The organism is Methylobacterium sp. J-026 (genome assembly GCF_022829585.1).
Lineage (GTDB): Bacteria > Pseudomonadota > Alphaproteobacteria > Rhizobiales > Beijerinckiaceae > Methylobacterium.
Genome location: NZ_JAKSYC010000069.1, coordinates 96,384 through 118,922, shown reverse-complemented (window position 1 = coordinate 118,922; position 22,539 = coordinate 96,384). Strand labels below are relative to the sequence as shown.

Sequence of the window (22,539 nt, the reverse complement as noted above, 5' to 3'; positions counted from 1 at the left end):
GGGATGCACGCGTAGCGAAGACGGTTTCGGGCGGGCCGAATCGATGCGCGCAGAGTCGGGCGGGAACGGGGAGCCGGCAAGACGAATCGGCGGCGCGGGGCGGCCGTCCCGGTTCGTGGCGGGCCTGTGTTGCCGCCGGGACTCGCCATCGGCGGCTGCGCGGGGGCGAACCGGCGGGTCGAGGCCCCCGCCGATCAGCCCGTCGCTCGCTCCGGGGCCGTCACCGCCGTGACCGGCCGGGAGGTGGATTCAGCGGCTCAGTTCTTGGCCACGAAGCATTGGCCGCCTGCGCTTTGCAGTGTGCTGCACAGGCTGGACGCCTCGGCCTTCTCCAGCGGCCCGACGCGGACGCGGAAGATGGTCTTGCCGTTGACCTCCGCCTGCCGGATGAGTTCGGGCTTGCCGGCGAGCTCGCTGTACTTGCCCTGCATCTGATGCAAGGCCGCCCGCGCCTCCGCGGCCGAGCCGCGCACGCCGAGCTGCACCGAGAAGCCGCCCACGGGGCCGCTTCTCAGGCCGGCATCGTCGGAGGTCGTGGTGCTGGCGGTCGTATCCGGGGCCGCGCTGGCGACCCGCTGAACCGCCTTCGGCGCGGGCTTGACGGCCACGGGCCGGGGCGGCGGCGCCTCGACCGGCGTCGGGGCCGGCGGCGCCTCCACGGAAGCGGGCGTCGCGGGCGCCAGGGCGGCCGCGGCCTGGCGGACCGGCCTGGTCTTGGCGGCGGGCGGTGCGGGCGGTTCGTCGGTGGGCAGAACCATGGTGGGGATCGGGCTCGGGCCGGCATCGGCCTGCGCCTCCCGGGCCGGGGGCGCGGGCGGCGCCTCGGGTTTCACCGCGACGGTCCGGACCCGGCGGGGCTCGCCGAACGCCTCGAACGGGCCGTTGCCCGGCGTGGTGCCGCCCTGGCTGGTTCCGGCCGGTGCGGGACCCTGGGCGGCGCGCGCCGCCTCGGCCACGTCGAGGGGCTGCTCCTCGCGATTGACGATCTTGATCTGGCCGTCCTTCTTGCCCTTCGGATCGTAGATCTGCCGGTTCTGATCCGGGATCTCGACACCGTCGGCGACCTTGGGCGCAACCTTAAGGGGCGTCGCATCGGCCTGGACCACCGGCACGCCGCCGGGGGTCGAACTGTGCAGGCCCTTGTAGGTCAGCGCCCCCGTGACGGCGACCGCCACGACGGCGATGCCGGCCCCCACTGAGACGAGTCGCCGGCGCGGGTTCACGCGCCGGAGCGGGCGGTCCTCCGTGTAGCCGTCCTCGGCACCTTGCTCGGCCGCATCGGCCCCGGCGCCGTACGGGGCCTCCTCGTGATGCGTGTCACGCTCCACAGAGGCGAGGTATTGGTCGAAGGCGTCGGCCGGATTCGGCTTGGCCGGCTCGGGGGCGAAGCTCGGCTCGACCCGGCCGTTCCAGCCCGCCTGCGGCGGCGCGGGCGCCACCGCGCGCATCTGATCGCGGGCCGCCAGCAGGGCGCGGAACGGGTCGTCCTGCCCGACGATCCGGGCCAGTTCGGCCAGCGGATCGGGCTTGGCCCCGTCCTGCGATCCGCGTGTCGTATCGTGACGCAGATCGCGCGCGAGGGCGTCCAGATCGACCTGAGCGCGCGAAGCGTTCGTCATGGCAGCATCCTCACATCAGCGCCGGTCACAGGCCCGATGGTCTCGGGTCCGTCATCGCATCTCGTCCGGCGCGGTCACACCGAGCACCGCGAGGCCCGCGGCAAGCGTGCTCCGCAGAGCTTCGGCGAGCGCCAGCCGGGCCCAGGTCGACTTTCGATCGGTTGCATTAACAAACCGTAATTGCGGCAAGTCTTTGCCCTTGTTCCAGAAACTATGGAGCGCCGAGGCGGTCTCATAGAGATGGAACGCGATCCGGTGCGGTTCATGCGCGGCGGCGGCGGATTCGAGCACCCGCGGGTACTGGGCGATGAGCCGCATCATCTCGCCCTCCCCCGAATCAGTGAGCAGGCCGAGATCCGCCTCGGCGAGCAGGGCCGGGCCGGACAGGTCGGCCGCGGGGAAAGCCTCGCGGGCCTGACGCTGGACCGAACGCACCCGGGCGTGGGCGTACTGCACGTAGAAGACCGGATTGTCCTTCGACTGCTCGACGACCTTGGCAAGGTCGAAGTCCAGGGTCGCGTCGTTCTTGCGGTAGAGCATCATGAAGCGGATCGCGTCGCGCCCGACCTCGTCGATGACGTCCCGCAGGGTCACGAACTCGCCGGCCCGCTTCGACATCTTCACCGGCTCGCCTGCGCGCAACAGCCGCACCAGCTGGCAGAGCTTGACGTCGAGGGTCGCCTTGCCGTCGCTCACGGCCTTCACGGCGGCCTGCATGCGCTTCACGTAGCCGCCGTGGTCGGCGCCCAGCACGTCGATGAGCTCGGTGGCGCCCGCCAGGTACTTGGCCCGGTGATAGGCGATGTCGGAGGCGAAGTAGGTGTAGGACCCGTCGGACTTGAGCAGCGGCCGGTCGCTGTCGTCCCCGAACTCCTTGGTGCGGAACAGCGTCTGCTCGCGGTCCTCCCAATCGTCGGGGAGCTGGCCCTTGGGCGGCGGCAGACGCCCCTCGTAGACGAGCCCGCGTTCGCGCAGTTCCTGAAGGAGCGCCTTCACGGCGCCGCTCTGCTGGAGCGTCCGCTCGGAGAAGAACACGTCGTGCCGGATCCCGATCGCCGCGAGATCGGACCGGATCATGTCCATCATCATGCCGAGCGCGGTCTCGCGCACCAGAGGCAGCCACGCGGCCTCGGGCTGATCGAGCAGGCTGCGGCCATGGGCCTCCGCCAGCGTCACGCCCACGGGCTTGAGATAGTCGCCGGGATACAGGCCCTCGCCGATGGCGAAGGGCTCGCCAAGCGCCTCGCGGTAGCGCTGGAAGGCCGAGCGGGCGAGCACGTCGACCTGGGCGCCCGCGTCGTTGATGTAATACTCCCGGGTCACCGTCCGGCCGGCGGCCACTAGGAGATTGCATAGGGCGTCGCCGAACACGGCGCCGCGGCCGTGGCCGACATGCATCGGTCCGGTGGGATTGGCCGAGACGTACTCGACGTTGATCGCGCCGCCCTGCATCCGCGCCCGGCCGAACGCCTCCGGCTCCGAGAGGGCGCTGCGCAGGACCGCGTGAAAGATCGCCGGCGCGAGGCGCAGGTTGATGAAGCCGGGGCCGGCGACGCTGGCCTCGACGACCCGCGGATCGCCGCGCAGCTCCGCCGCCAGGGCCTCGCCCAGCGCCTTCGGGTTGGTCCGGGCCTCCTTGGCCAGGACTAGGGCGGCGTTCGTGGCGAGGTCGCCATGCGACGGGTCGCGCGGCGGCTCGACGACCACGCGGCCGAGATCGAGGCCCTCGGGCAGCTGGCCGGCGCGCGTCAGCGCCTCCACGGCCTCGCGCACGCGCGCCTCGAACAGGGCGAAAATGTTCATCGGTCTCGGTCTCGCTCGCGCGCAATCGCGTCGCCCGGCCCGTCCGGCCTGCGCCCGCCGGGGCCGTCTAGCAAGGGGGCGATAGGGTGTCACGGCACCGGTGGGACGCCGCTCAGGGCTCGGCGAGGGGCAATCCCCGGCTCGGCAACGCCCAGTGCAGGTCCGGGGTCGTGTCGTGGAGCTTGCGATGCGCCAGCACCGCGTAGGTGTCGGTCATGCCGGCGATGTAGTCGGCGACCCGGCGGGCGATGCGCGCCGGCCCCGCGCCGTCGAGGCCGGCGCTCCACTCCTCGGGCATCCGCGCCGGGTCCGCGGTGAAACGCGCGAACAGGTCGTTGACGATGATTTCGGCCTTCTTGCGCACGGCCACCACCCCGGGATGCCGGTACATCCGCCGCCAGAGGAAGCGCATGATGTCCGCATCCGCCGCGGCGATCTCCGGCGAGAACGCGATCACCGGGTCACCCGCCCGGCGGATATCCGCGACGCTGCGGGGTTCGAGCGCGGCGATCCGGCGGCCGCCCTCGCGGATCACGTCCTCGACGAAGCGCGTGATCACGCGCCGCGCCAGCTCGTGGATCTGGCGGGACGGCTCCAGGTCCGGGTGGAGCCGGTCGATCTCGTCCAGGAGTTCGGCCAGGAACGGGACCTCCCGCAATTCCGGGATCTCGAACAGGCCGGCGCGCAGGCCGTCGTCGAGGTCGTGGGCCGCGTAGGCGATGTCGTCGGCGAGCGCGGCGGCCTGCGCCTCGGGACCGGCCTGGCTCCACAGGTCGAGGGGGTTCAGCGCGTCGTATTCCAGGATCGCCGCCGGGATGCCCCGGTCGGCGTAGCGCGGCGTCGGCCGGCCGTCGGCATCGAGCAGCGGGCCGTTGTGCTTGACCAGCCCCTCCAGGGTCTCCCAGGCGAGGTTGAGCCCGTCGAACCCGGCGTAGCGCCGCTCCAGGCGCGTGACGATCCGCAGGGTCTGGGCATTGTGGTCGAACCCGCCATGGGCGGCCATGCAGGCGTCGAGGGCGTCCTCGCCGGTATGGCCGAAACAGGTGTGGCCGAGGTCGTGGCTGAGCGCCAGCGCCTCGGCGAGATCCTCGTCGAGCCCCAGCGCCCGGGCCAGGGCCCGGCCGATCTGGCTGACCTCCAGGGTGTGGGTCAGCCGGGTCCGGTAATGGTCGCCCTCGTGATGCACGAAGACCTGGGTCTTGTGCTTCAGCCGCCGGAACGCCGTGGAGTGGATGATCCGGTCGCGGTCGCGCTGGAAGTCGCTCCGGGTTGGCGAGGCCTCCTCCGGGATCAGGCGTCCGCGGGTCCGGGCCGGATCCGTGGCGTAGGGCGCGCGCCAACGCTCGCCGTTAGCCCGCACGGCATCCGCCCGCTGTGTCGCGCATCCCGATCATGACCCCTCCCCCACCCGACGCGTTGCGGCGCAGGCTCAGGACCCATATCTTGTCGGTCATGACGTCCAGGGCAACGGCCCGGCGGTGGCGTCCACCGAACGAATGCGTGGCCAGAGACCGATGGCTGAAATCATCCTGACCGACCGCGCCGCCAAGCGCATCAACGAGATCATGGTCTCCGAGCCCTCCGGCTCGTCCCTGCGGATCAGCGTCAACGGCGGCGGCTGCTCGGGCTTCTCCTACGCCTTCGACATCGTCCGGAGCCGCGAGGCCCAGGACATCGCGATCGAGCGCAACGGCGCCACGGTGATCGTCGACCCGGTCTCCCTGGAATACATGAACGGCTCGATCATCGATTTCGTGAACGACCTGATCGGCCAGTCGTTCAAGATCGAGAACCCGCTCGCCACGGCCTCCTGCGGCTGCGGCACCTCGTTCTCGCTGTAGGGCGACCGCCCGCCTCCGGCGCCGCGTCCGCTCCGGCGCGCGCCGCCGGCCGTTGCTCCCTTACGACACTCGTGGCGGCGCGACGCCCTGCGCTGGCGCGTGCGATTGCCTCGCCCGGGAAAACGCGGCAGGCCTACGGGCTTCGCCCGAGAGCTCAGGTCCGGACCCTGCCATGATCCACCCGAAGGCTCGATCCCGCCTCCGGTCGGCCCTGGCGGCGGCCGGGGTGTCGGTGCTGCTCGGCCTCGCCGCCTGCCCCGGGCTGCTCGCCGCGCAGGAGGGCGCCGCCGCCGTTCAGGACGTGACGGTCACCGACGTGGTTCTGCCCCTCGGGGGCACGCTGCTCAAGGCGCCCAAGCTGACGGCGAGCGGGACGCGCCTGTCGAAGGAGGATCTCGAAGCGATCCTCCGGCCCGACTCCGCGGTCCCGTGGAACGAGCGCCTGGCGCGGCTCGATGCCGGAAGCCTGACCGTTCCGGTCCTCACCTCCGAGAATGCCGGGCCCGGGGAGAACCGCCAGACCGTCACCTACCGCGACGTCGTCGCCCGGGACGTCCGGGCGGGCCGCGTCGGCGAACTGACGGCCGCGGGCGCGACCGTCAGCGTGGTCTCCGGGCCGAACCGTGGCTCGGGCACCTACGGGGCCGTGCGGGCGACCGACCTCGACCTCGCGGCTCTCAGCCGCCTCTACACCGTCCCGGGGGACGGCAAGGGACCGGTCCAGCGGGTCTACGGCACGATCCAGGTGTCGGACGTCACCTATTCGGACGCGCGCGGGACCACCGTGAAGATCACGAGTCTGAACGGACGCGATCTCGGCGGCCGGCAGATCCCGGACGGCTGGAACGGCGCCTTCGCCATCGTGGGTGCGGGCTTCGCGGAGCCGAACGACCGCCGCGCCTTCGCGGGCGCCGCTGCGGACCTGATCGACGCGACGACGCTCGGGAGCCTGGAGATGCAGGGCTTGAGCGTCAGCGATGCCGACCCGAAGGGCCCCCTCCTGTTCGAGATCCGCCGGGTCGCCTACGCGTCGTCGGGGCCGGAGGCCGGCACGCGGCTCGAGGATCTGGCGCTGACCCGGGGCAGCCTGCGAGCCCGGATCGGTCGCCTCACCCTCCGCGGGACCTCGCTGGCCCCCACGGTGGCGGCCTTGCAGGCCATCGCCGCCGAACCCGGCCCCGCGGCCGGCCTGTCCGACGCGGAGATGCGCCGCCTCACGCCGCAGGTCGGCGACCTCAGCCTCAACGACCTGTCGATCGAACTCCCCCCGGAGGCCGAAGCCGACCGCGTTCCCCCGCGGGACGGACGGCTGCCCGGTCGCGGCCCGGCCCTTGAGCCGAACCGGCCGGTCGTCGGGAGGCTCGGCGATCCCAAGGCCCCGGAGCCGCGGGCCGGCGATCCCCTCGCGGTCACGGTCGCTCCGCACCCGTCGCGCCGGATCGCCCTGCGCGTCGCGACCCTCGCCGTCGGTCCGCCGAGCGACGGCGTGCCGAGCAGCAGCCGCCTGACCCTGTCCGGCCTGAGCCTGCCCGCGGATCTGCTCGCCGGCCAGCCGATCGTCGGCATGCTGCCGGCCTATGGCTATCGCGACCTCGACCTCGACCTCGTGGCTGACGCGACCGTGGACGAGATGGCGCGCGAATTGTCCGTGCGCGAAGTCGTGCTCTCCGGGCGGGATGTCGGCACCGTCCGCCTTGCCGGAACGCTGGGCGGGATCGGACCCGAACTGCTGTCCGGGACGCTCCCGGCGGCGACGCTGCTGATGTTCTCGGGGAGCGCCAAGAACCTCGACCTGACGGTGGAGAATGCCGGCCTGTTCGAGCGCTTTCTGGCGGCGCAGTCGAAGGATCTCAGCCTCAAGCCGGAGGAGCTGCGCAAGGAATACGTCACCGCGAGCCTGCTCGGCGTGCCGATCATCCTCGGCAACGGCCCCGCCGCCAAGGGAATCGGCGCCGCCATGGGGCAGTTCGTCCTGAAGCCCGGCAAGCTGGTCCTGCACGCCAGGGCCAAGGAGCCCGCCGGCATCGGTTTCATCGATCTCGGGGCGGCGCGCTCCCCGGCCGCCGTGCTCGACCGGCTGGACGTGGACGCGAAGGCGAACTGAGCCGCGCCGCCGCGCGCGTTGGCGCTTCCCGAGAGCCGGCGCCCCCTCCGGAGCGGGGCCTCTACACCGCGATGATGTCCGGGTGCCGCGCCGCGAGGCCGGCTCGGGTCTCCTCCGCCCAGGCGCGGTCGCGGGACTTGCGCGGCCGATCGAGGGGGACGTCCGCGATTAGGCGGGCGGGCCGGCGCGAGACGAGGAGCAGCCGATCGGCGATGCCGATCGCCTCGGCGACGTTGTGCGTCACCATCAGGACGCTCATGCCGGCCCGATCGACCGTGTCGACCACCAGCGCGCGCAGCTCGGCGGCGGCGGCATCGTCGAGGGACACGAAGGGCTCGTCGAGCACCAGCACCCGCGGGCCGTCGGCGAGGGCGCGGGCGAGGGCCACGCGCCGCTGCATCCCGAGCGAGAGCGCCTTCGGATAGCTGCCGCGCCACGCGCTCAGCCCGAGCCGCGCGAAGAGGTCGTCGAGGTCGCGACCGCGCCGTGCCCGCGGCAGGCCGAGGCGGACATTGTGCTCGACGCTCCGCCAGGGCAGGAGCCGCGGCTCCTGGAACACCATCCCGGCCCCCTCCGCCCCGGCGACGCGGCCCTCGAAGGCCGGATCGATCCCGAGCAGGATCCGCAGGGTCGTGGTCTTGCCGGCGCCCGAGGGGCCGATCAGGCAGACGATCTCGCCGGCCCCGACCGCGAAGGCGAGGTCGCGGACTGCCTCGACCGGCTCGCCGTCCCGGGGGCGATACCATTTCGAATCGATCGCGACGCGCAGGACGGGATCAGCGCCAACGGCGGACATGGGCTTCGAGCCGCTGGAGCAGAAGGACGTCGATACCGATCATCACCGCCATGAAGACGAGGCTGTAGCCGATGATCGCGGCCACATCGGTGCTCTGGACGAAGTAGTAGTTGATCGCGAAGCCGACGCCGTCGGGGCGGCCGAGCAGCTCCACCACCAGCACGATCTTCCAGGCGAGCGACAGGCCCGAGCGCGCGGCGGTGACCATGTAGGGCTGGAGCTGGGGGATCAGCACATCGCCGACCCAGTCGCGCCGGTCCAGCCGGTAGACCTTGGCCATCTCGTCGAGGCCGGGATCGAGGTTGCGGGCACCCTCCCGCACGATCACCGCGACGTTGGGGAGCTTGTTCAGCACCACGGCGAGGATCGCGGCCGTCTCGGTCAGCCCGACCCAGACATAGGCCAGCACGGTGATGACCAGCGCCGGCGTATTGAGCAGCACGAGGAGCGGCGTGTCGAGGGTCAAATCGGCGGCCTTCGAGCGGCCGAGCGCCACCCCCAGGGCGATGCCGAGCGCCATCGCCACCGCGAAGGAGATCGCCACCCGCAGCAGGGTGACGCCGACATTGTGAAGGAGGTCGCCGCGCTCGGCCTCCTGCCCGATGAAGCGCAGCACCGCCAGGGGCGCCGGCAGCAGGCGGGACTTGGCCTCCAGCGCGGCGGCCTGCCACGCGGCGACGAGCACCAGCAGGGATGCGATCCGGGTCAGCACGCCCGTGCGGTTCCGGCGATCTGGAGCCACATCGCGGGACCGCGGCAGCCGGCCGCCTCAGCCATTGCGGCCGGTGTCGTAATAGAGGCCGGGGGGCAGGCCGGTGCCCTTTCCGACGAGGCGCGAGCCACCGAGCCGTGCCATCACGGCGTAGAGCGTCTCGGCGTCGGCCCGCTCCTCCGCGACGGGCCGGCGCGGGATCCCGGCCAGGAAATCGCGCTTCAACGCCTCGAAGGTCGCGTCGTCCTCCGCGGCCATCAATGGGCGCACGATCTCCCAGGTCGACGGGTCCTGGGCGAGCATGTCCTTGGCGGCGCGCGAGGCCCGGGCGAAACCCGCCACCGCGTCGGGCTTCTCCTTCACGGTGGCATCCTGGAAGAGGTAGCCGATCAGCGCCACGTCCCCCGCAACCCCGAGGGCATGCATGATGTCCTCGGCGCCGACGAGCCGGCGGAACTTCTTGGCTTCGAGGCGCGCGCAGTAGGTCCAGTAGGTCAGCGCCGCGTCGAGCGCCCCCTGCTCCAGTTTCAGGGTGATGAGCGGCGGCGCGCCGTAGGCGATCTCGGCGGCGTGCTCCAGATCGATGCCGGCGGCGTCCTTGGTTTGCGCCCGGAGCAGCAGCCAGTTCTTGTCGAGGGGCCCGCCGGCTACGCCGAGGCGCTTGCCGTCGAGGTCCTTGAGGCTCCGGATCGGACTGTCGGCCGGCACCATCACGGCGCCCTCCGAGGTGGAATAGGGGATGAAGCGCACCGCCTGCCCGTCGTTGCCGAGGCGGGCCGCCCAGAGCAGGTCGCCGATGATCGTGTCCACCTGACCGCCGATGAAGCCGATCCGCGCGGCGTCGTTGCCGGCGAGCTTGACGGCGTCGAGCTGGAAGCCGTTGGCGGCGTCGAGGCCGCGGGCCTTGATCACCGCCGCCTCCCAGGTCGACGTGCCGAAGGGCAGGCTCCCGAGGCGGATCACCGGCGCGTCGGCCCGCGCCGCCCGCAAGCCGAGGCCGCCGAGCAGACCCGCGGCGAGCATCGCGCGCCGTGACAGCATCACGCCTTCTCCCATCGTATTGCGCAGTCTTGAAAGCCGGCAGACTGGGGTGCGGACTTGTCCCGGCGCCATTGGAAAAAGGTCATAGGGCCCGCATAGCGCGGCGTCCACCGGATGGGACCGCTTGCGCAGGACAGGATGCGGCGGCACCCTGCCGCGCGGGACCGACTTGAGAGGGACGCCGGACATGACCGAGCGACGTGAAGGCGCATTGGACGACGCGACCGTGGAGGCGCGGCTCAAGGCCGAATTGCCCGCCTGGCGGCTGGAGGACGGCTGGATCCGCCGGACCTACAAGACCTCCGGCTGGAAGAGCACGCTCATGGTGATCAACACCGTGGGGCACCTCGCCGAGGCGGCCTGGCACCACCCTGACCTGACCGCGTCCTACGCCTGGGTCGAGGTGCGGCTGATGAACCACGCCGCCAAGGGCATCACCGACAAGGACTTCGCCCTGGCGCGGAAGATCGAGGAGGTCGTGTCCTGGCAGCCCGGGCTGGAGGGCCAGGGCCTCGAAGGGACGCCCACCGATCCGCGCTTCGCCTACATCAAGTACGAGCGGTAGCGCGGCCGTCACGGCTCTGCCTTCACCCGGCGGCACTCCGTCTTGAGATAGGCGCTCTTGCCGATCTCGTCGCGCCGCTCGGTGCGGGCGATGATCTCCTGCCAGCCGGTGGCGCAGCCGAGTTCGTTGGCGACGCGGACCTTGCGCACCTCCAGGGCCTGATCGTCCGTGCAGGCCTCCTGGGCGAGGCCGTTGGCGCAGACCAGGACCACGGCGATGAAGGCGTTCATGCGGATGGGACTCCTCGTTCCACACCACCCTATGCGCGGCGCGGCGATTGGTTGCCGCGCTGCGCGACCGGAGCCGTCCGAATCCGATGACGGTCGACCCGCCCTGAGGGGGCGAAGGGGCGGGTCGACCGCGTCTCGCAGCGCCCTGTGCGCGCTGCGATCCCGTCCGCCGGTGATCAGGCGGTGTGCGAGGCCCCGCCGCTCTTGGGCCGGATGCGGTAGCAGCCGACATAGAGGGCGGGCAGGAACAGCAGCGTGAGGAGCGTGGCCGCCAGGATTCCGCCGATCATCGCGAAGGCCATCGGCCCCCAGAACACCTCGCGGGCGATGGGGATCAGCCCGAGGCTCGCGGCCGCGGCGGTGAGCAGGATCGGTCGCATCCGGTGGTGCGTCGCCTCGTAGACCGCGTCCCAGGGCGCCATGCCCTCCGCCCGGAACTCCTCGATCTGGCTCACCAGGATCACCGCGTTGCGGATGATGATGCCGACGAGCGCCAGGATCCCCAGGATGGCGACGAAGCCCATCGGCTTGTCGAACAGCAGCAGCGCCGGCACCACGCCGATCAGCCCCAGGGGCGCCACGGCGAAGACGAGCAGCATCCGCCCGACGCTCTGGAGCTGCACCATCAGGAAGAACGCCATGGCGAGCAGCATCACCGGGACCACGGCGGCGATGGGACCCTGGCCCTTGGCCGACTCCTCCACCGCTCCGCCGGTCTGGAGGGTGTAGCCCTCCGGCAGCGCCTTCACGTAGGCGTCGATCCCCGGCTGCAGGGCGGCGACGATGGTGGCGGGCTGGGTCGAATCGTGGATCGTCGCGCGCACCGTCACCGTGGGCAGCCGGTCGCGGCGCCAGACGATTGGCTGTTCGAGGTCGTAGCCGATCCGCGCGAAGGCGAGGAGCGGCACCACGGACCCGTTGGCCAGCCCGACCTGGAGCGATTGCAGGGTGTCGAGCGAGGACCGCTCGGCCGCCCGGGCCCGGCCGACGACGTTCACGAGGTAGATCGAGTCGCGCACCTGCGTGATCGACTGGCCGCCCTCGATACCGTTGAGGATGCCCGCGACGTCCTGGCTCGATACGCCGAGCTGGCGCGCCTTGTCCTGGAGGATCTCGACCCGCAGGACCTTACCGGGCTCGTTCCAGTCGAAGGTCGGCACGTCCAGGCGCCGGTCGGTGGCGACCACGTTGGCGAGGTCGAGGGCGAGATGGCGCACCGTCTCCATGTCGGGCCCGCTCAGACGGTACTGGACCGGCCGTCCCACCGGCGGCCCGAGGCTGAGCGGCTGCACCAGCACGTCGGTGCCGACGAAGTCGCGCTGGGCGAACTCCTGAAGGCGCGCCATCACCCGGTCGCGGATGCCGAGGGATTTCGTCACGATCACGATCTGCCCGAAGAACGCGTTGGCGAGCTGCTGGTCGAGGGGCAGGTAGAAGCGCACGGCGCCCTGCCCGACATAGGAGGACCAGCTCGACACGTCGGGATCGTCCTTCAGCGTCGCCTCGAAGCGATCCATCTGCGCCCGGGTCTCGGCGATGGTGGCGTTCTGCGGCAGGGTCAGATCGACCAGCAGTTCGGAGCGGTCGGAGGACGGGAAGAACTGCTGCTGGACGTGGCCCATGCCGACGATCGCCACGGCCATCACCGCGAGGCAGGTCACGACCGTGGTCCAGTGCCAGCGCATGGCGATGCGCAGGGCCGCCGTGAACAGGCGGGTGAACAGCCCACGCGACTCGCTGTGGTGCTTCATGGTCTTCGGCAGCAGCGTCACGCCGATGAGCGGCGCGAACAGCACCGCCACGACCCATGAGACCAGCAGCGCGGCCGCGATCACCACGAAGAGCGAGTAGGTGTACTCCCCCGCCCCCGAGCCGTTGAAGCCGATCGGCAGGAAGCCCGCCACGGTGACCAGGGTCCCGGTGAGCATCGGGAACGCCGTGGAGGTGTAGGCGAAGGTCGCCGCCTTCCGGAGCGTGTCGCCCCGCTCCAGGCGCGCGACCATCATCTCCACGGTGATCATGGCGTCGTCGACCAGCAGGCCCAGCGCGATGATCAGGGCGCCGAGCGAGATGCGCTGCAGGGTGACGTCCATGATCTGCATGACCACGAACACGATCGCCAGGACGAGCGGGATCGACACGGAGACCACGAGACCGGCGCGCACGCCGAGGCTGACGAAGCTCACCGCGAGCACGATGATCACCGCCTCGACCAGGGCCTCGGTGAAGCCGCCGACCGCGTGCTCGACCTGTCTGGGCTGATCGGAGACGAGATGGACGCCGACACCCACGGGCAGCTTGGCCTCGATCAGCCGCATCCGCTCCTTCAGCGCGTCGCCGAAATGCAGCAGGTTGGCACCGGGCCGCATGGCGATGGCGAGGCCGATCGCGGGCTTGCCGTCGACCCGGAACAGCGGCGACGGCGGATCCTCGTAGCCGCGGCTGATCTCGGCGATGTCGGCGAGGCGGAAGAAGCGGTCGTTCACCCGCAGATTGAAGTCCTGGAGCGCGGCCTCGGACGCGAAGGAGCCGCTGACCCGCAGCGAGACGCGCTCGGGACCGGCCTGGACGACGCCCGAGGCCGAGACCGCGTTCTGCGCCTGAAGCGCCTTGATCAGGGCGGAGAAGTCGATGCCGTAGCCCGCGAGCTTGCGCGTCGAGAAATCGAGGAAGATCGTCTCGGCCTGGGTGCCGATCAGCTGGGTCTTGCCGATGTCGGGCACCCGCAGCACCTCGGTCCGGACGCCCTCGACGTAGTCGCGCAATTGCCGATAGGTCAGGCCGTCGGCCGTGAAGGCGTAGATGTTGCCGTAGACGTCACCGAACTCGTCGTTGAAGAACGGACCCTGCACGCCGTCCGGGAACTGGCCCTTGATGTCGGCGAGCCGCTTGCGGACCTGATAGAAGGCCGGCTGGATCTCGCTCTTCTTGAGCGTGTCGCGGAACTGCACGAAGACCGTGGACGAGCCGGGCGTCGTGTAGCTGCGCACGTAATCGAGGCCGTTAAGCTGCTGCAGCTCCTTCTCGACCCGGTCGGTGACCTGATCGAGGGTGTCCTTGATGGTTGCGCCCGGCCACGTCGTCTGGACCACCATGGTCTTGATCGTGAAGGGCGGATCCTCCTCCCGGCCGAGGCGGGAATAGGCCATCACGCCGGCCACGAGGGCGACGAGCATCAGGAACCAGACGAACGAGCGATGCCCGAGCGCCCAGTCGGAGAGGTTGAAGTTCGTCACTGGGAAAGCCCCTGCCGCCCGCTCAAACGGCGCCGTCGCCCAGGCGCACGGCCTGACCGTCTCTCAGCGCGTGGACGCCGGCGATGACGACGCGCTCCCCGGCCTGGAGGCCCTCGATGACCGCGACGCGGCTCGGATCCGCGCGGTCGCGCCCGGCGGCCAGCGTCACCGCACGGCGCGCCACCGACTTGCCGTCGGCCGAGACGACCCAGACCGCGTGGTGACCGCCCTCCTCCAGCAGCGCCGAGGGCGGCAGCAGGAAGCGGCGCTGAACCGTGCTGGTGAGCGCCACGTCGACCGTCGCGCCCAGGCGGAAGGCGGGCCCCGGATTGTCCAGGGCGATGCGGATCCGCTTCGAGCGCGTGCCCGCTTCGGCGAGCGGCGCGATCTCGCGCACCCGGCCCGTCGCGGTCAGTTCCGGGGCGCTCTGGAGCGCGACGGTGAAGGTGCAGTCCGGCGGCAGGGCGCCGACATAGGCTTCCGGGATGTCGACCACGGCCTCGCGCACCTCCGGCCGGGCCACGGTCACCACGGCCTGCCCGGCGCTCAGCACCTGCCCGATCTCGGCTTGGCGCTGCGTGACGACGCCGTCGAACTCGGCCTTGAGCTCGGTGTAGCCCATCTGGTCGCGGGCCTTCTGGAGGCTGGCCTGGGCTTGATCGAGCCGCGCCCGCGCGGTCTCGCGCTTGGCCACCGCCTGATCGAGGGTGGCCTGCGCGACGCTGTTGCCCGCCATGAGGCGGCGGGTCCGCCCCTCGGCGGATTCCGCGTTCTCGGCCTGGGCGCGGGCATCGACGAGGTCGGCCTCGGCGCGGGTCAGGTCGAAGCGCGTGACGATGACGTCGAGCGCGGCGAGGCGCTGGCCCTTCGTGACGATGTCGCCGACCGTGACGTCGCGCGCCACCATCCGGCCGGGGATCTGGAAACCGAGCTGAGCCTGATAGCGCGGTTCCACGGTGCCGGCGAAGGGGCCCAGGGTGATCCTGTCGCTCGGCTCGGCGACCTGCGTCAGCACCGGCCTGACGGGCGCGGCGGCGGCATGGGGATCGGCGCCGCCGGCGCGATCGTTGCAGCCGCCGAGCGCCGCGACGGCGCCGAGGGTCAGGATCGCGCGCGTTCTCATCGGCCGCCCTCGATTTCGGCGGCCGCCACGGTCTGGCCGGGCCGCAGGAACTGGATGCCGGCGACGACCACGCGCTCCCCCGGCTCGACGCCGCGCTTCAGCGCGATGATGTCGGGCCCGAACCGGTCGATCTCCACGGCGCGGACCGACACGGTCCGCGCCCCCGGATCGAAGATCCACACCGCGGGGTGGCCGTCGTAGCGGTAGAGCGCCGACCACGGCAGGACCACCGTGTCGTGCGGGGCGAACCGCCCGCGTCCGACCACCACGGCGCCCAGCCCCATGGCGGGCGGCGTCGCCCGGAGCCCGATCTTCACGCGGACCGTGCCGCTCGCGGAATCCACGGTCGGCGAGACCTCGCGCACCGTCCCGGTCGCCGTGACCGTGGGATCGGCCTGCAGGGCCACCGCGATGGTGCTGTCGGCCGGCTTTTGCGCGAGCAGCGACTCGTAGACGTTGAACACCGCGTCCCGCGGCCCGTCTTGCGCGAGGACCAGCACGGTCTGGCCCGACTGGACGACCTGACCGACCTCGAAGCTGCGGCTGGTCACGATCCCGGCGACGCCGGCCCGGAGTTCCGTGTAGGCGAACTGCTCCTGCACGGTGCCGAGGGCGGCCCGCGCCGAATCGACGGCGGCCTGGGTCGTGCGCAGTTCCTGCTCGGCGTTGTCGTAGGTCGAGCGGGTGGTGAAGCCCCCGGCCAGGAGCTGCTTCTGGCGCTCGAAGGACATCTTCGCCTGGGTCAGCAGCGCCTCCGCCGAGTTCAGCGCGGCCCGGGCGTTGTCGAGATTCGCCTGCTGGGTCAGTGGCTCCAGCACGGCCAGGACCTGGTCGGCCGCCACGTGGTCGCCGACCTCCACCCGCCGCTCGGCGACCTTGCCGTTCGTGCGGAACGCCACGTTGACCTGAGCCTGGGCCTGGATATCGCCCGTGAGCACCACCTCGGAGGCCATCGGCGTCCGGCGGGCCTCGATGACCCTGACACGCGCCAGCGTCGGGCCACCGATGACGATCGGCTCGGCGCGGGCGCACCCGATCCAGCCGAAGACCGTTATCGCCCAGAGAAGTCGGGCAGGATCGTGAGCGGAGCAGCGGGTCATGCGGTCGACCGTGGTGGCCGGGCTCATAAGATCGGCGTGGCGCGTTCCTAGCCCAATCGTTACATACCGTCCAGTCGGTTTTTAATGCAGGTGTTCGATGCAGGCGAAGCGCAAGCGGCTGGCGGAGCGGCCCGGGATCATTCTCGAAGCGGCCGCCGCAGTCCTCCTGAAGGGGGGCTCACGGGCCCTGACCATCGACGCGGTCGCGGCCGAGGCGGGGTTGAGCAAGGGCGGCGTGCTGCACCATTATGCATCGAAGGACGCCCTGATCGCGGCGCTGGTCGCCAGGAAGCTCACTCAGCTGCGGGAGGAGATCGCCGCCTGCGAGGCCGCGATCCCGCCCGGCCCGTCGCAGCTTCCCCGGGCGATGGTCGCGCATGTCCGCGGGCATTACGGCAACGACGACGAATCGTCCCGCGCCCTGCTCGTCGCCTCGATCGAATCCCCGGACGCCCTGCAGGATTACCGCGCCTTCGTGGCGGATCAGCTGGGCCGTCTCGGCCGGATCGAGGGCGCCTGCCCGGGCGAAGGCTCCGTGCTGTTCTTCGCGGTGCTGGGCCTGTTCATGGGGCGGGCCCTCGGCTTCCACGACCTCGGGGAGGCGGACCTGCAGCCGATGCTGGCCGCCCTGGAGCGCATCGCCGGCCGTTCGGATTCCTGATCCGCCGGGTCAGGCCCGGAACGCCAGGACGGCGCGGGTGCCGGGACTTCCTGGTGCGTAGGAGAGGGCGGAGCGCAGGTTCGTCGCCATGGCGCGCACGATCCGCGAGCCGAGGCCGGTTCCGCGGATCTCCCCCTCCCCGGTCCAGCCGATCCCGTCGTCCTCGACCGCGAGGCGGACGTTGTCGGACCCGTCCTGATCCACGGCGACCCGGATCTCCCCCGGCGTCCCGAGGGGATAGGCATACTTGTAGGCGTTGGTGACGAGTTCGGTCACCACCACGCCCACCGACACCGCCTTGTCCGGGGAGAGCCGCACCGGCGCGGCGGTCAGGCGGATCGCGTGGTCCCGCCCGTCCGCCCGCATGGCTGCCTGCAACTCCTCGACGAGGCTGCCAAGATAGGCGTCCAGCGCGACGGATTCGACGTCGTCCGACGTGTAGAGGCGGCGATGGATGCCGGCGATCGCCGAGATCCGCGCCTGCATCTCGTCGAGGGCCGCCTTGGCGGCCGGATCGGTCACGGCATTGCGCTGCATGTGGGCCAGGGCTGCCACCAGGGCCAGGGAATTGGCAACCCGGTGATTGACCTCGCGCAGCAGCAATTCGGCCCGGTCGCGGGCCTCGCGCATCTCGGCCTCGGCACGCTCCTTGTCCCGCCGCAGCGCCTCCTGCCGGAGGGCGGTATCGACGGCCTCGCCGAGGAGCTCGCGGAACTGGCCCTGGACGTCCTTCCAGACGTAATCGACCGCCCCCGCCTTCAGGGCGGCCACGGCGACGCGGCTGTCCTCGGAGCCGGTCACGTAGATGACCGGCGGCGCCCCCGGAAGGGCCCGGATCTCCGGCAGCAGGTCGAGCCCCGTCTGGCCCGGCATGTGATGATCGAGGGCCACGGCGTCGATCCCGCCCCGCGCGAGCCGGACCAGTCCCTCGGCGCCGTTGGGGCAGAGTTCCACCGCGTAGCCGCGCGCCTCCAGCGCCCGCCGGACCAGGCGGCCGAGGCCCGGATCGTCGTCGATGTACAGGATCCGCGCCGCCGCGGCGGCCCCGTCCGCGCCGGCGTGCTCCGCGGTCATGGGTTCTCAGGAACCTCCATCACCGAGAAGAACAGGCCGAGCTGGCGGATCGCGTTGGCGAAGCCCTCGTAGTTCACCGGCTTCGTGATGTAGACGTTCGCGCCGAGGTCGTAGCAGCGCTGGATCTCACGGCTGTCGTCGGTCGTGGTGAGCACCACCACCGGCGAGCGCCTGGTATGGGGGTTCGCCTTGACCTTCTCCAGGATATCCAGGCCGGTCATATCCGGCAGGTTCAGGTCGAGGAGGATCAGCAGGTGGCGCCGGGCGCTCGCCTCGCCGGACCCGTCCGGCCCGAGCAGGTACTTGAGCGCCGAGGTTCCGTCCTGGAACGGCACGATCTCGTTGTTGACGCCGGCCCGGCGGATGTTGCGCTCGATCAGCCGCGCATGACCCTCGTCGTCCTCGATCATCACGATGCTGACGGGGTGCACGGGTCGCTCCACGCTCATGCGGCGGCGAGGGGCGCCGGTTCGGAATCCTCCCGGACCGCTGTAGACGCACCGCGCGGCAAGGTCACGTCGAAGGTCGTGCCCGCGCCGAGTTGCGAACGGACTTCGATCCGGCCGCCGAAGGAGCGCACCAGTGCCTTGACGTGGGCGAGGCCGATGCCCTCCCCGGGCCGGTCCTGCGCCCCGGACCGGCGGAACAGTTCGAACACGCGGGCATGGTCCCGGGCGGCGATGCCGCGGCCGTTGTCGGTGACGGAGAAACAGATGCCCCGGCTGCCGACCGCGCGGGCCGTCATGGCGATCTGCCCGGGGCGGGACGGGTCGAGGTACTTGAGGGCGTTGTCCAGCAGGTTGCCGAAGATCTGCTCGATCGCGAGCCGGTCGGCGACGATCCGCGGCAGGTCGGGCGCCACCGTCACGACCGCCCGGGCCGCCTCGGCCTGGTGCCTGTGCGCGTCCGCGAGGCCCTGGAGCAGGGCCGTCATGTCCAGGGATTCCGGCATGAACTGCCGCCGCCCCTCCCGGGACAGCTTCAGGATGGCGGCGATCAGACTCTCCATGCGGTTGACCGCCGCCTTGATGAAGCCGAGCGCCTCGCCGAAATCCGCGTCGATCCGCTCGGCCTGCGGGTGCCCGGACAGGGCCGCGCGCAACTCGACCCGCGTCGCCTCCAGCTCGCTGGTGAAGCCCATGACGTTGACCAGCGGCGCCCGCAGATCGTGGCTGACGATATAGGCGTAGCGCTGGATCTCCTCGTTCGACTCCCGAAGCTCGGCCTCGGCCTCCCGCTGCTCGGTGATGTCCGTGTGGACCCCGACCCACTCGCGGATGGCGCCGCGCGCGTCGAGCACCGGGATGGCGCGGATCGCGTAGTGACGCCAACTCCCGTCCGCCATGCGCACCCGGTGTTCGTGGTTGAAGGTCGTCCGGGTCCGGACGGTCTCGTTCCAGGCATGGACCGTGGCCTGGGCATCCTCCGGATGAACCGCGTCGGCCCAGCCGTAGCCCTGATACTGGGCGCGGGTCTGACCGGTGAGGGCGCTCCAGCCCGGCTGTTCGCCGATCATCCGGCCGGCGGCATCGTTGGTCCAGAGCACGCCGCGGACGGCCTGGATCGCGGCCCGGAACCGGGCCTCGCTGGCCTGGAGGTCGCGCTGGACCCGCTGCTGGTCGAGGGACGACCCCAGCATCGCCAGGAACAGGATGAAGAAGGTCGCCCCGGCGACGTAGAGCGCGAGGTTCTGCTGTCCCTGCGGCAGCATCGCGGCATGGGCGGCGGGGGCACCGGCCGCCACCGCCGTGACGGTCGCCGCCGCCATGCCGGTGTAGTGCATCCCGGCCACGGCCAGCCCCATGACGCCGGCCGCGAGCAATCTCTGCCCGACGCCGTGCGGGCGGAACGCGAGGCGCAGGGCGGCGGTGGCCGCGGTCACCGCGATCGCGACGGAGACCGCGACGATGGACGGGTTGTAGGCGAGGTCCCCGGGGATCTGCAGCGCCGCCATGCCGGTGTAGTGCATCCCGGCGATGCCGAGGCCCATGAGCGGTCCCGCGACCAGGACGGCCGCCGGCTGCGCGTCCTTGTCGGCGACCCACGCGAACGCCATCCCGGTCGCCGCGACGGCGATCACCAGGGAGAGCAGAGTCAGGCCGAGATGGTAGGTGGCCCGAACGCCCATGTCGAAGGCGAGCATCCCGACGAAGTGCATCGCCCAGATGCCCCCGCCCATCGCCAGGGCGGAACCCGCGACCCAAGACCAGCGCGGTCCCGGGGCCGCCCCGCGGATGCGCCCCGCGAGATCGAGCGCCGTGTACGAGGCGAAGACCGACAGGCCGATCGACAGGGCGACGAGCGCCGGATTGTAGCCGGTATGGATCATGGGATGCATCGCCGCGCGACGGGCGCACGCCCCAGTTTAGCCCGCGTCCGTGAACCGCGCCACACGATATGAGCCGGCATGCGGAGCATGGATTCCGGCGCACCGTCGCGCACCCGAAGGCCGGCGTTTTTCGGGGCCACGCTTCGGACGGAGACAGCCGGCGGTGGGCCGATCGGAACCGGATTTCGGGTTTCGGTCCATCGCCCGGTCGACGGGTACGGCAGTCCAGACCTGCCACGCGCCCTCCCCCGCAGAGGCTACCGGATTCACGCTTCTCCGGCTGACACTAAAATTTTGAAAGGGTGCGCTTTTCCCCTCCCCCTTGCGGGGAGGGGTCAGGGGTGGGGTGGTGCAGAAGACACCGTCACGCCCGATCCTGCGCCACCCCCACCTCCAACGCCTCCCCGCACGGGCTACGGGCGACACAGGGTCAAGGCACGCGGCTCATGACGCAGCGCGACAGGCCCCCTCTCCCGCACGGAAGAGGGAACCCGAGCCCCGCCGATCTCACCGGCGCGCTCGCTTAGACCTCAAACCTGTGTCGCCCGTAGTCGCAACGGGGGGAGAGCGCGTTGCGCCGTGCAGCGGGCGATGTCTGAACATCGCAGCCCGCAAAGGAGGAAGCGAAACGCGTGAGGGTCCGCCCATTGCCTGCATCCGGAAGCGCTATATGAACATCCCTGTGCGGCGGATCGGGGAGCGTGACCTGCCTCGACGGCATCGGCACCGCACCATGATCTCACGCGCTCGCGCGAAGAACGCCGTGCGTTCTTGGATCTCGGGATGCGCTTTGCCCAAGACCTGCAGCGGCGGTGGCCGAGCGGTGATCTGTCGAATCGGCGCTGTCTTTTTTACCCAAGCATCGGAACGCTCAGGTATGGCAGCGTTTCGACGCGTCTCGCGGCGCGCATCGATGACGGCGTGTCGAAAAATTCATCCCCGCGGCGCCGTCCTGGTCTCTTTATTCGCCCCGCCGCGTTGTAAGCTGTGTCGATCGCCCTTCGCGAATGCAGGTTCATGAACGAGCACGCCGCGGCGCCGCTTCCGGACCCTCTGCGCAATGCCCTGGCACGCGCCCTGTACGAGTGCGATCGCAGCAGTCACCCTGATCGTCCGGCCTGGGACGATGAGGCCTTAGAAGATGGACTTCCGGGCCAGCGCGAGCGCTATCTCCAGCGCGCCGACGCCCTGGCCGCCGGCCCCCTCGCCCCGCTGCTCGCCGCCGCGGCGGAAGAGGCTGCGCGGGAAGAGGAGCTGCGCGTGCTCCGGCGCCAGCGGATGGCGCCGGAGCGGGAACGGGAGTTGCTCGAGGCCAACAACCGGATGCTGAGCCGCGCAGAGGCCGCCGAAGTGGCCCGGGACGCGGCCGAGGCGGCGCTCGCGCGGATGGGGCGTGAGCGTGACGTCGCGCGGGAGGCCGAGGCGTTCTGGCAGCAATTCGCCTTCGACGCGGACGACCTCGCCACCCGGCGCCTCGTCGAGCAGGCGGAGGTCCGGGCCGCGGCGGAGCGGGACGCGATCCGCGAGCGCTGCCGACGGGAGCGGGCGGAGGCGGCTCTGCGCCTGTTCGCCGATCGGGCGGAGGTCATGCCCAAGGAGGGCTGGGCCTCGGAACTGACGAAGGCCAATCGCGATATCCCGCTCTGGTGGTTCCACGCGGCCCGGGTCGCCCTGGAATCGTCGGGGATCACGGGTGGCGCGGCCGCAGAGGAAACCTGACCCGTCTCAGGCCGCTGCGGGCTGCTTTGCCGTCACCGGCGCCTCGCGGAACAGGGCCGTGCAGCCGGAGCCGCGGTGCATGCTCAGGATCGACGCGCGGTCGATCTCCGGGTGGGTCTTGAGCACGTTCTGTACGCAGGCGAGCACACGCTCGTATTGTGCCGCGTCGAAATTGGGTTCCAGCGGGCTGACCGCGATGTACGTCTCGACCACGAGCACCCGCTCGGCCCGGTCATGGGCGACATCGACGGCGATCCAGGACGATTTGATCAGGCTGGTGCTGGCGAGCATGGGCGTTCCTCCTGCAGCATCGCGTCGTTCGGCCGGCTGCGGATTTTGTCGAAATCATGAACCGCTTCGGCTCAAATGCCAAGGGTGTGCCGCCATCCCGGCGCTGGGTCCGGCAGCGCGCTGGGCCCGGCACCGGGCCGGCTTACCGTGCGTAGCCGGCCACGATTGCGCCAGCCAGAATGGCTCTCGCTTCGGCCAAATGGCATGTGGTATACATATCGTCGGACCCGTAACCCGGGGGTCCGCATGACGGTCTCGCGTTCACGACGGGACTGCGCGTCGGGAGGGAGTGCAG

At 71.1% G+C, this 22,539-nt stretch carries 19 protein-coding genes; 5 read left to right on the top strand and 14 right to left on the bottom strand.

Features of this window, described 5'->3' with window-relative positions:
- Positions 1-257 precede the first annotated feature (257 nt).
- The 3 genes from MKK69_RS07410 to MKK69_RS07400 form a co-directional block, all read right to left on the bottom strand.
- Complete coding sequence (locus tag MKK69_RS07410) at positions 258-1,619, bottom strand: SPOR domain-containing protein (RefSeq protein WP_243967120.1); 1,362 nt, start codon at positions 1,617-1,619, stop codon at positions 258-260.
- Positions 1,620-1,670: 51 nt separating this feature from the next.
- On the bottom strand, positions 1,671-3,422 hold the full coding sequence (gene argS / locus MKK69_RS07405) for an arginine--tRNA ligase (protein WP_243967119.1): 1,752 nt from the start codon (positions 3,420-3,422) through the stop codon (positions 1,671-1,673).
- Positions 3,423-3,534: 112 nt separating this feature from the next.
- Entirely contained in the window at positions 3,535-4,782 is a 1,248-nt protein-coding gene (locus MKK69_RS07400; protein WP_243967118.1) for a deoxyguanosinetriphosphate triphosphohydrolase, read from the bottom strand.
- Positions 4,783-4,936: 154 nt separating this feature from the next.
- On the opposite strand from MKK69_RS07400, the gene MKK69_RS07395 reads away from it, so the two are divergent.
- A complete protein-coding gene (locus tag MKK69_RS07395; RefSeq protein ID WP_243967117.1) occupies positions 4,937-5,263 on the top strand; it encodes a HesB/IscA family protein in 327 nt (108 codons plus the stop codon).
- A gap of 172 nt (positions 5,264-5,435) precedes the next feature.
- A complete protein-coding gene (locus tag MKK69_RS07390; RefSeq protein ID WP_243967116.1) occupies positions 5,436-7,367 on the top strand; it encodes a hypothetical protein in 1,932 nt (643 codons plus the stop codon).
- A gap of 61 nt (positions 7,368-7,428) precedes the next feature.
- Here the strand turns inward: MKK69_RS07390 and MKK69_RS07385 are convergent, their stop codons facing one another.
- The 3 genes from MKK69_RS07385 to MKK69_RS07375 are packed head-to-tail and all read right to left on the bottom strand — an operon-like array spanning position 7,429 to position 9,916.
- On the bottom strand, positions 7,429-8,163 hold the full coding sequence (locus MKK69_RS07385; protein ID WP_243967115.1) for an ABC transporter ATP-binding protein: 735 nt from the start codon (positions 8,161-8,163) through the stop codon (positions 7,429-7,431).
- Entirely contained in the window at positions 8,144-8,875 is a 732-nt protein-coding gene (locus tag MKK69_RS07380; protein WP_243967114.1) for an ABC transporter permease, read from the bottom strand. The genes MKK69_RS07385 and MKK69_RS07380 overlap by 20 nt, the downstream gene beginning before the upstream one ends.
- A 57-nt stretch (positions 8,876-8,932) precedes the next feature.
- Positions 8,933-9,916 (bottom strand): ABC transporter substrate-binding protein, encoded by a 984-nt coding sequence (locus tag MKK69_RS07375; protein WP_243967113.1) that lies wholly within the window; start codon positions 9,914-9,916, stop codon positions 8,933-8,935.
- 187 nt (positions 9,917-10,103) lie between these two features.
- Between MKK69_RS07375 and MKK69_RS07370 the strand changes: the two genes are divergently transcribed.
- Positions 10,104-10,481 carry a 4a-hydroxytetrahydrobiopterin dehydratase gene (locus MKK69_RS07370; protein ID WP_243967111.1) on the top strand — a complete coding sequence of 126 codons (378 nt, stop codon included), beginning with the start codon at positions 10,104-10,106 and terminating at the stop codon, positions 10,479-10,481.
- 8 nt (positions 10,482-10,489) lie between these two features.
- Here the strand turns inward: MKK69_RS07370 and MKK69_RS07365 are convergent, their stop codons facing one another.
- From MKK69_RS07365 to MKK69_RS07350, 4 genes are all read right to left on the bottom strand, one after another.
- Positions 10,490-10,711, bottom strand: coding sequence for a hypothetical protein (locus tag MKK69_RS07365; protein ID WP_243967110.1), 222 nt, complete (start codon positions 10,709-10,711; stop codon positions 10,490-10,492).
- Between the two features lie 176 nt (positions 10,712-10,887).
- Positions 10,888-13,947, bottom strand: coding sequence for an efflux RND transporter permease subunit (locus MKK69_RS07360; protein WP_313900836.1), 3,060 nt, complete (start codon positions 13,945-13,947; stop codon positions 10,888-10,890).
- A 22-nt stretch (positions 13,948-13,969) separates the two neighbouring features.
- Positions 13,970-15,070 carry an efflux RND transporter periplasmic adaptor subunit gene (locus MKK69_RS07355; RefSeq protein WP_243967109.1) on the bottom strand — a complete coding sequence of 367 codons (1,101 nt, stop codon included), beginning with the start codon at positions 15,068-15,070 and terminating at the stop codon, positions 13,970-13,972.
- Entirely contained in the window at positions 15,067-16,197 is a 1,131-nt protein-coding gene (locus MKK69_RS07350; RefSeq protein ID WP_243967108.1) for an efflux RND transporter periplasmic adaptor subunit, read from the bottom strand. The genes MKK69_RS07355 and MKK69_RS07350 overlap by 4 nt, the downstream gene beginning before the upstream one ends.
- A 70-nt stretch (positions 16,198-16,267) precedes the next feature.
- Here MKK69_RS07350 and MKK69_RS07345 point away from each other — a divergent pair, with 70 nt between their 5' ends.
- Positions 16,268-16,831 carry a TetR/AcrR family transcriptional regulator gene (locus MKK69_RS07345; RefSeq protein WP_243967107.1) on the top strand — a complete coding sequence of 188 codons (564 nt, stop codon included), beginning with the start codon at positions 16,268-16,270 and terminating at the stop codon, positions 16,829-16,831.
- A gap of 9 nt (positions 16,832-16,840) precedes the next feature.
- Here MKK69_RS07345 and MKK69_RS07340 read toward each other — a convergent pair whose 3' ends face one another.
- Genes MKK69_RS07340 through MKK69_RS07330 form a run of 3 tightly spaced genes read right to left on the bottom strand, consistent with a single transcriptional unit; the run spans position 16,841 to position 20,243 of the window.
- The gene (locus tag MKK69_RS07340) at positions 16,841-17,905 is read right to left on the bottom strand and encodes a sensor histidine kinase (RefSeq protein WP_243967106.1); all 1,065 of its coding nucleotides are present in this window, start codon (positions 17,903-17,905) and stop codon (positions 16,841-16,843) included.
- On the bottom strand, positions 17,902-18,354 hold the full coding sequence (locus MKK69_RS07335; RefSeq protein WP_243967105.1) for a response regulator: 453 nt from the start codon (positions 18,352-18,354) through the stop codon (positions 17,902-17,904). The genes MKK69_RS07340 and MKK69_RS07335 overlap by 4 nt, the downstream gene beginning before the upstream one ends.
- Complete coding sequence (locus MKK69_RS07330) at positions 18,351-20,243, bottom strand: MHYT domain-containing protein (RefSeq protein WP_409564786.1); 1,893 nt, start codon at positions 20,241-20,243, stop codon at positions 18,351-18,353. Before MKK69_RS07330 ends, MKK69_RS07335 begins: the two co-directional genes overlap by 4 nt.
- Before the next feature lie 1,008 nt (positions 20,244-21,251).
- On the opposite strand from MKK69_RS07330, the gene MKK69_RS07325 reads away from it, so the two are divergent.
- Complete coding sequence (locus tag MKK69_RS07325; RefSeq protein ID WP_243967103.1) at positions 21,252-21,953, top strand: hypothetical protein; 702 nt, start codon at positions 21,252-21,254, stop codon at positions 21,951-21,953.
- Between the two features lie 6 nt (positions 21,954-21,959).
- On the opposite strand, the gene MKK69_RS07320 is transcribed toward MKK69_RS07325, so the two are convergent.
- Positions 21,960-22,244: a hypothetical protein gene (locus tag MKK69_RS07320; RefSeq protein WP_243967101.1), complete on the bottom strand. Its 285-nt coding sequence runs from the start codon at positions 22,242-22,244 to the stop codon at positions 21,960-21,962.
- Positions 22,245-22,539 lie beyond the last annotated feature (295 nt).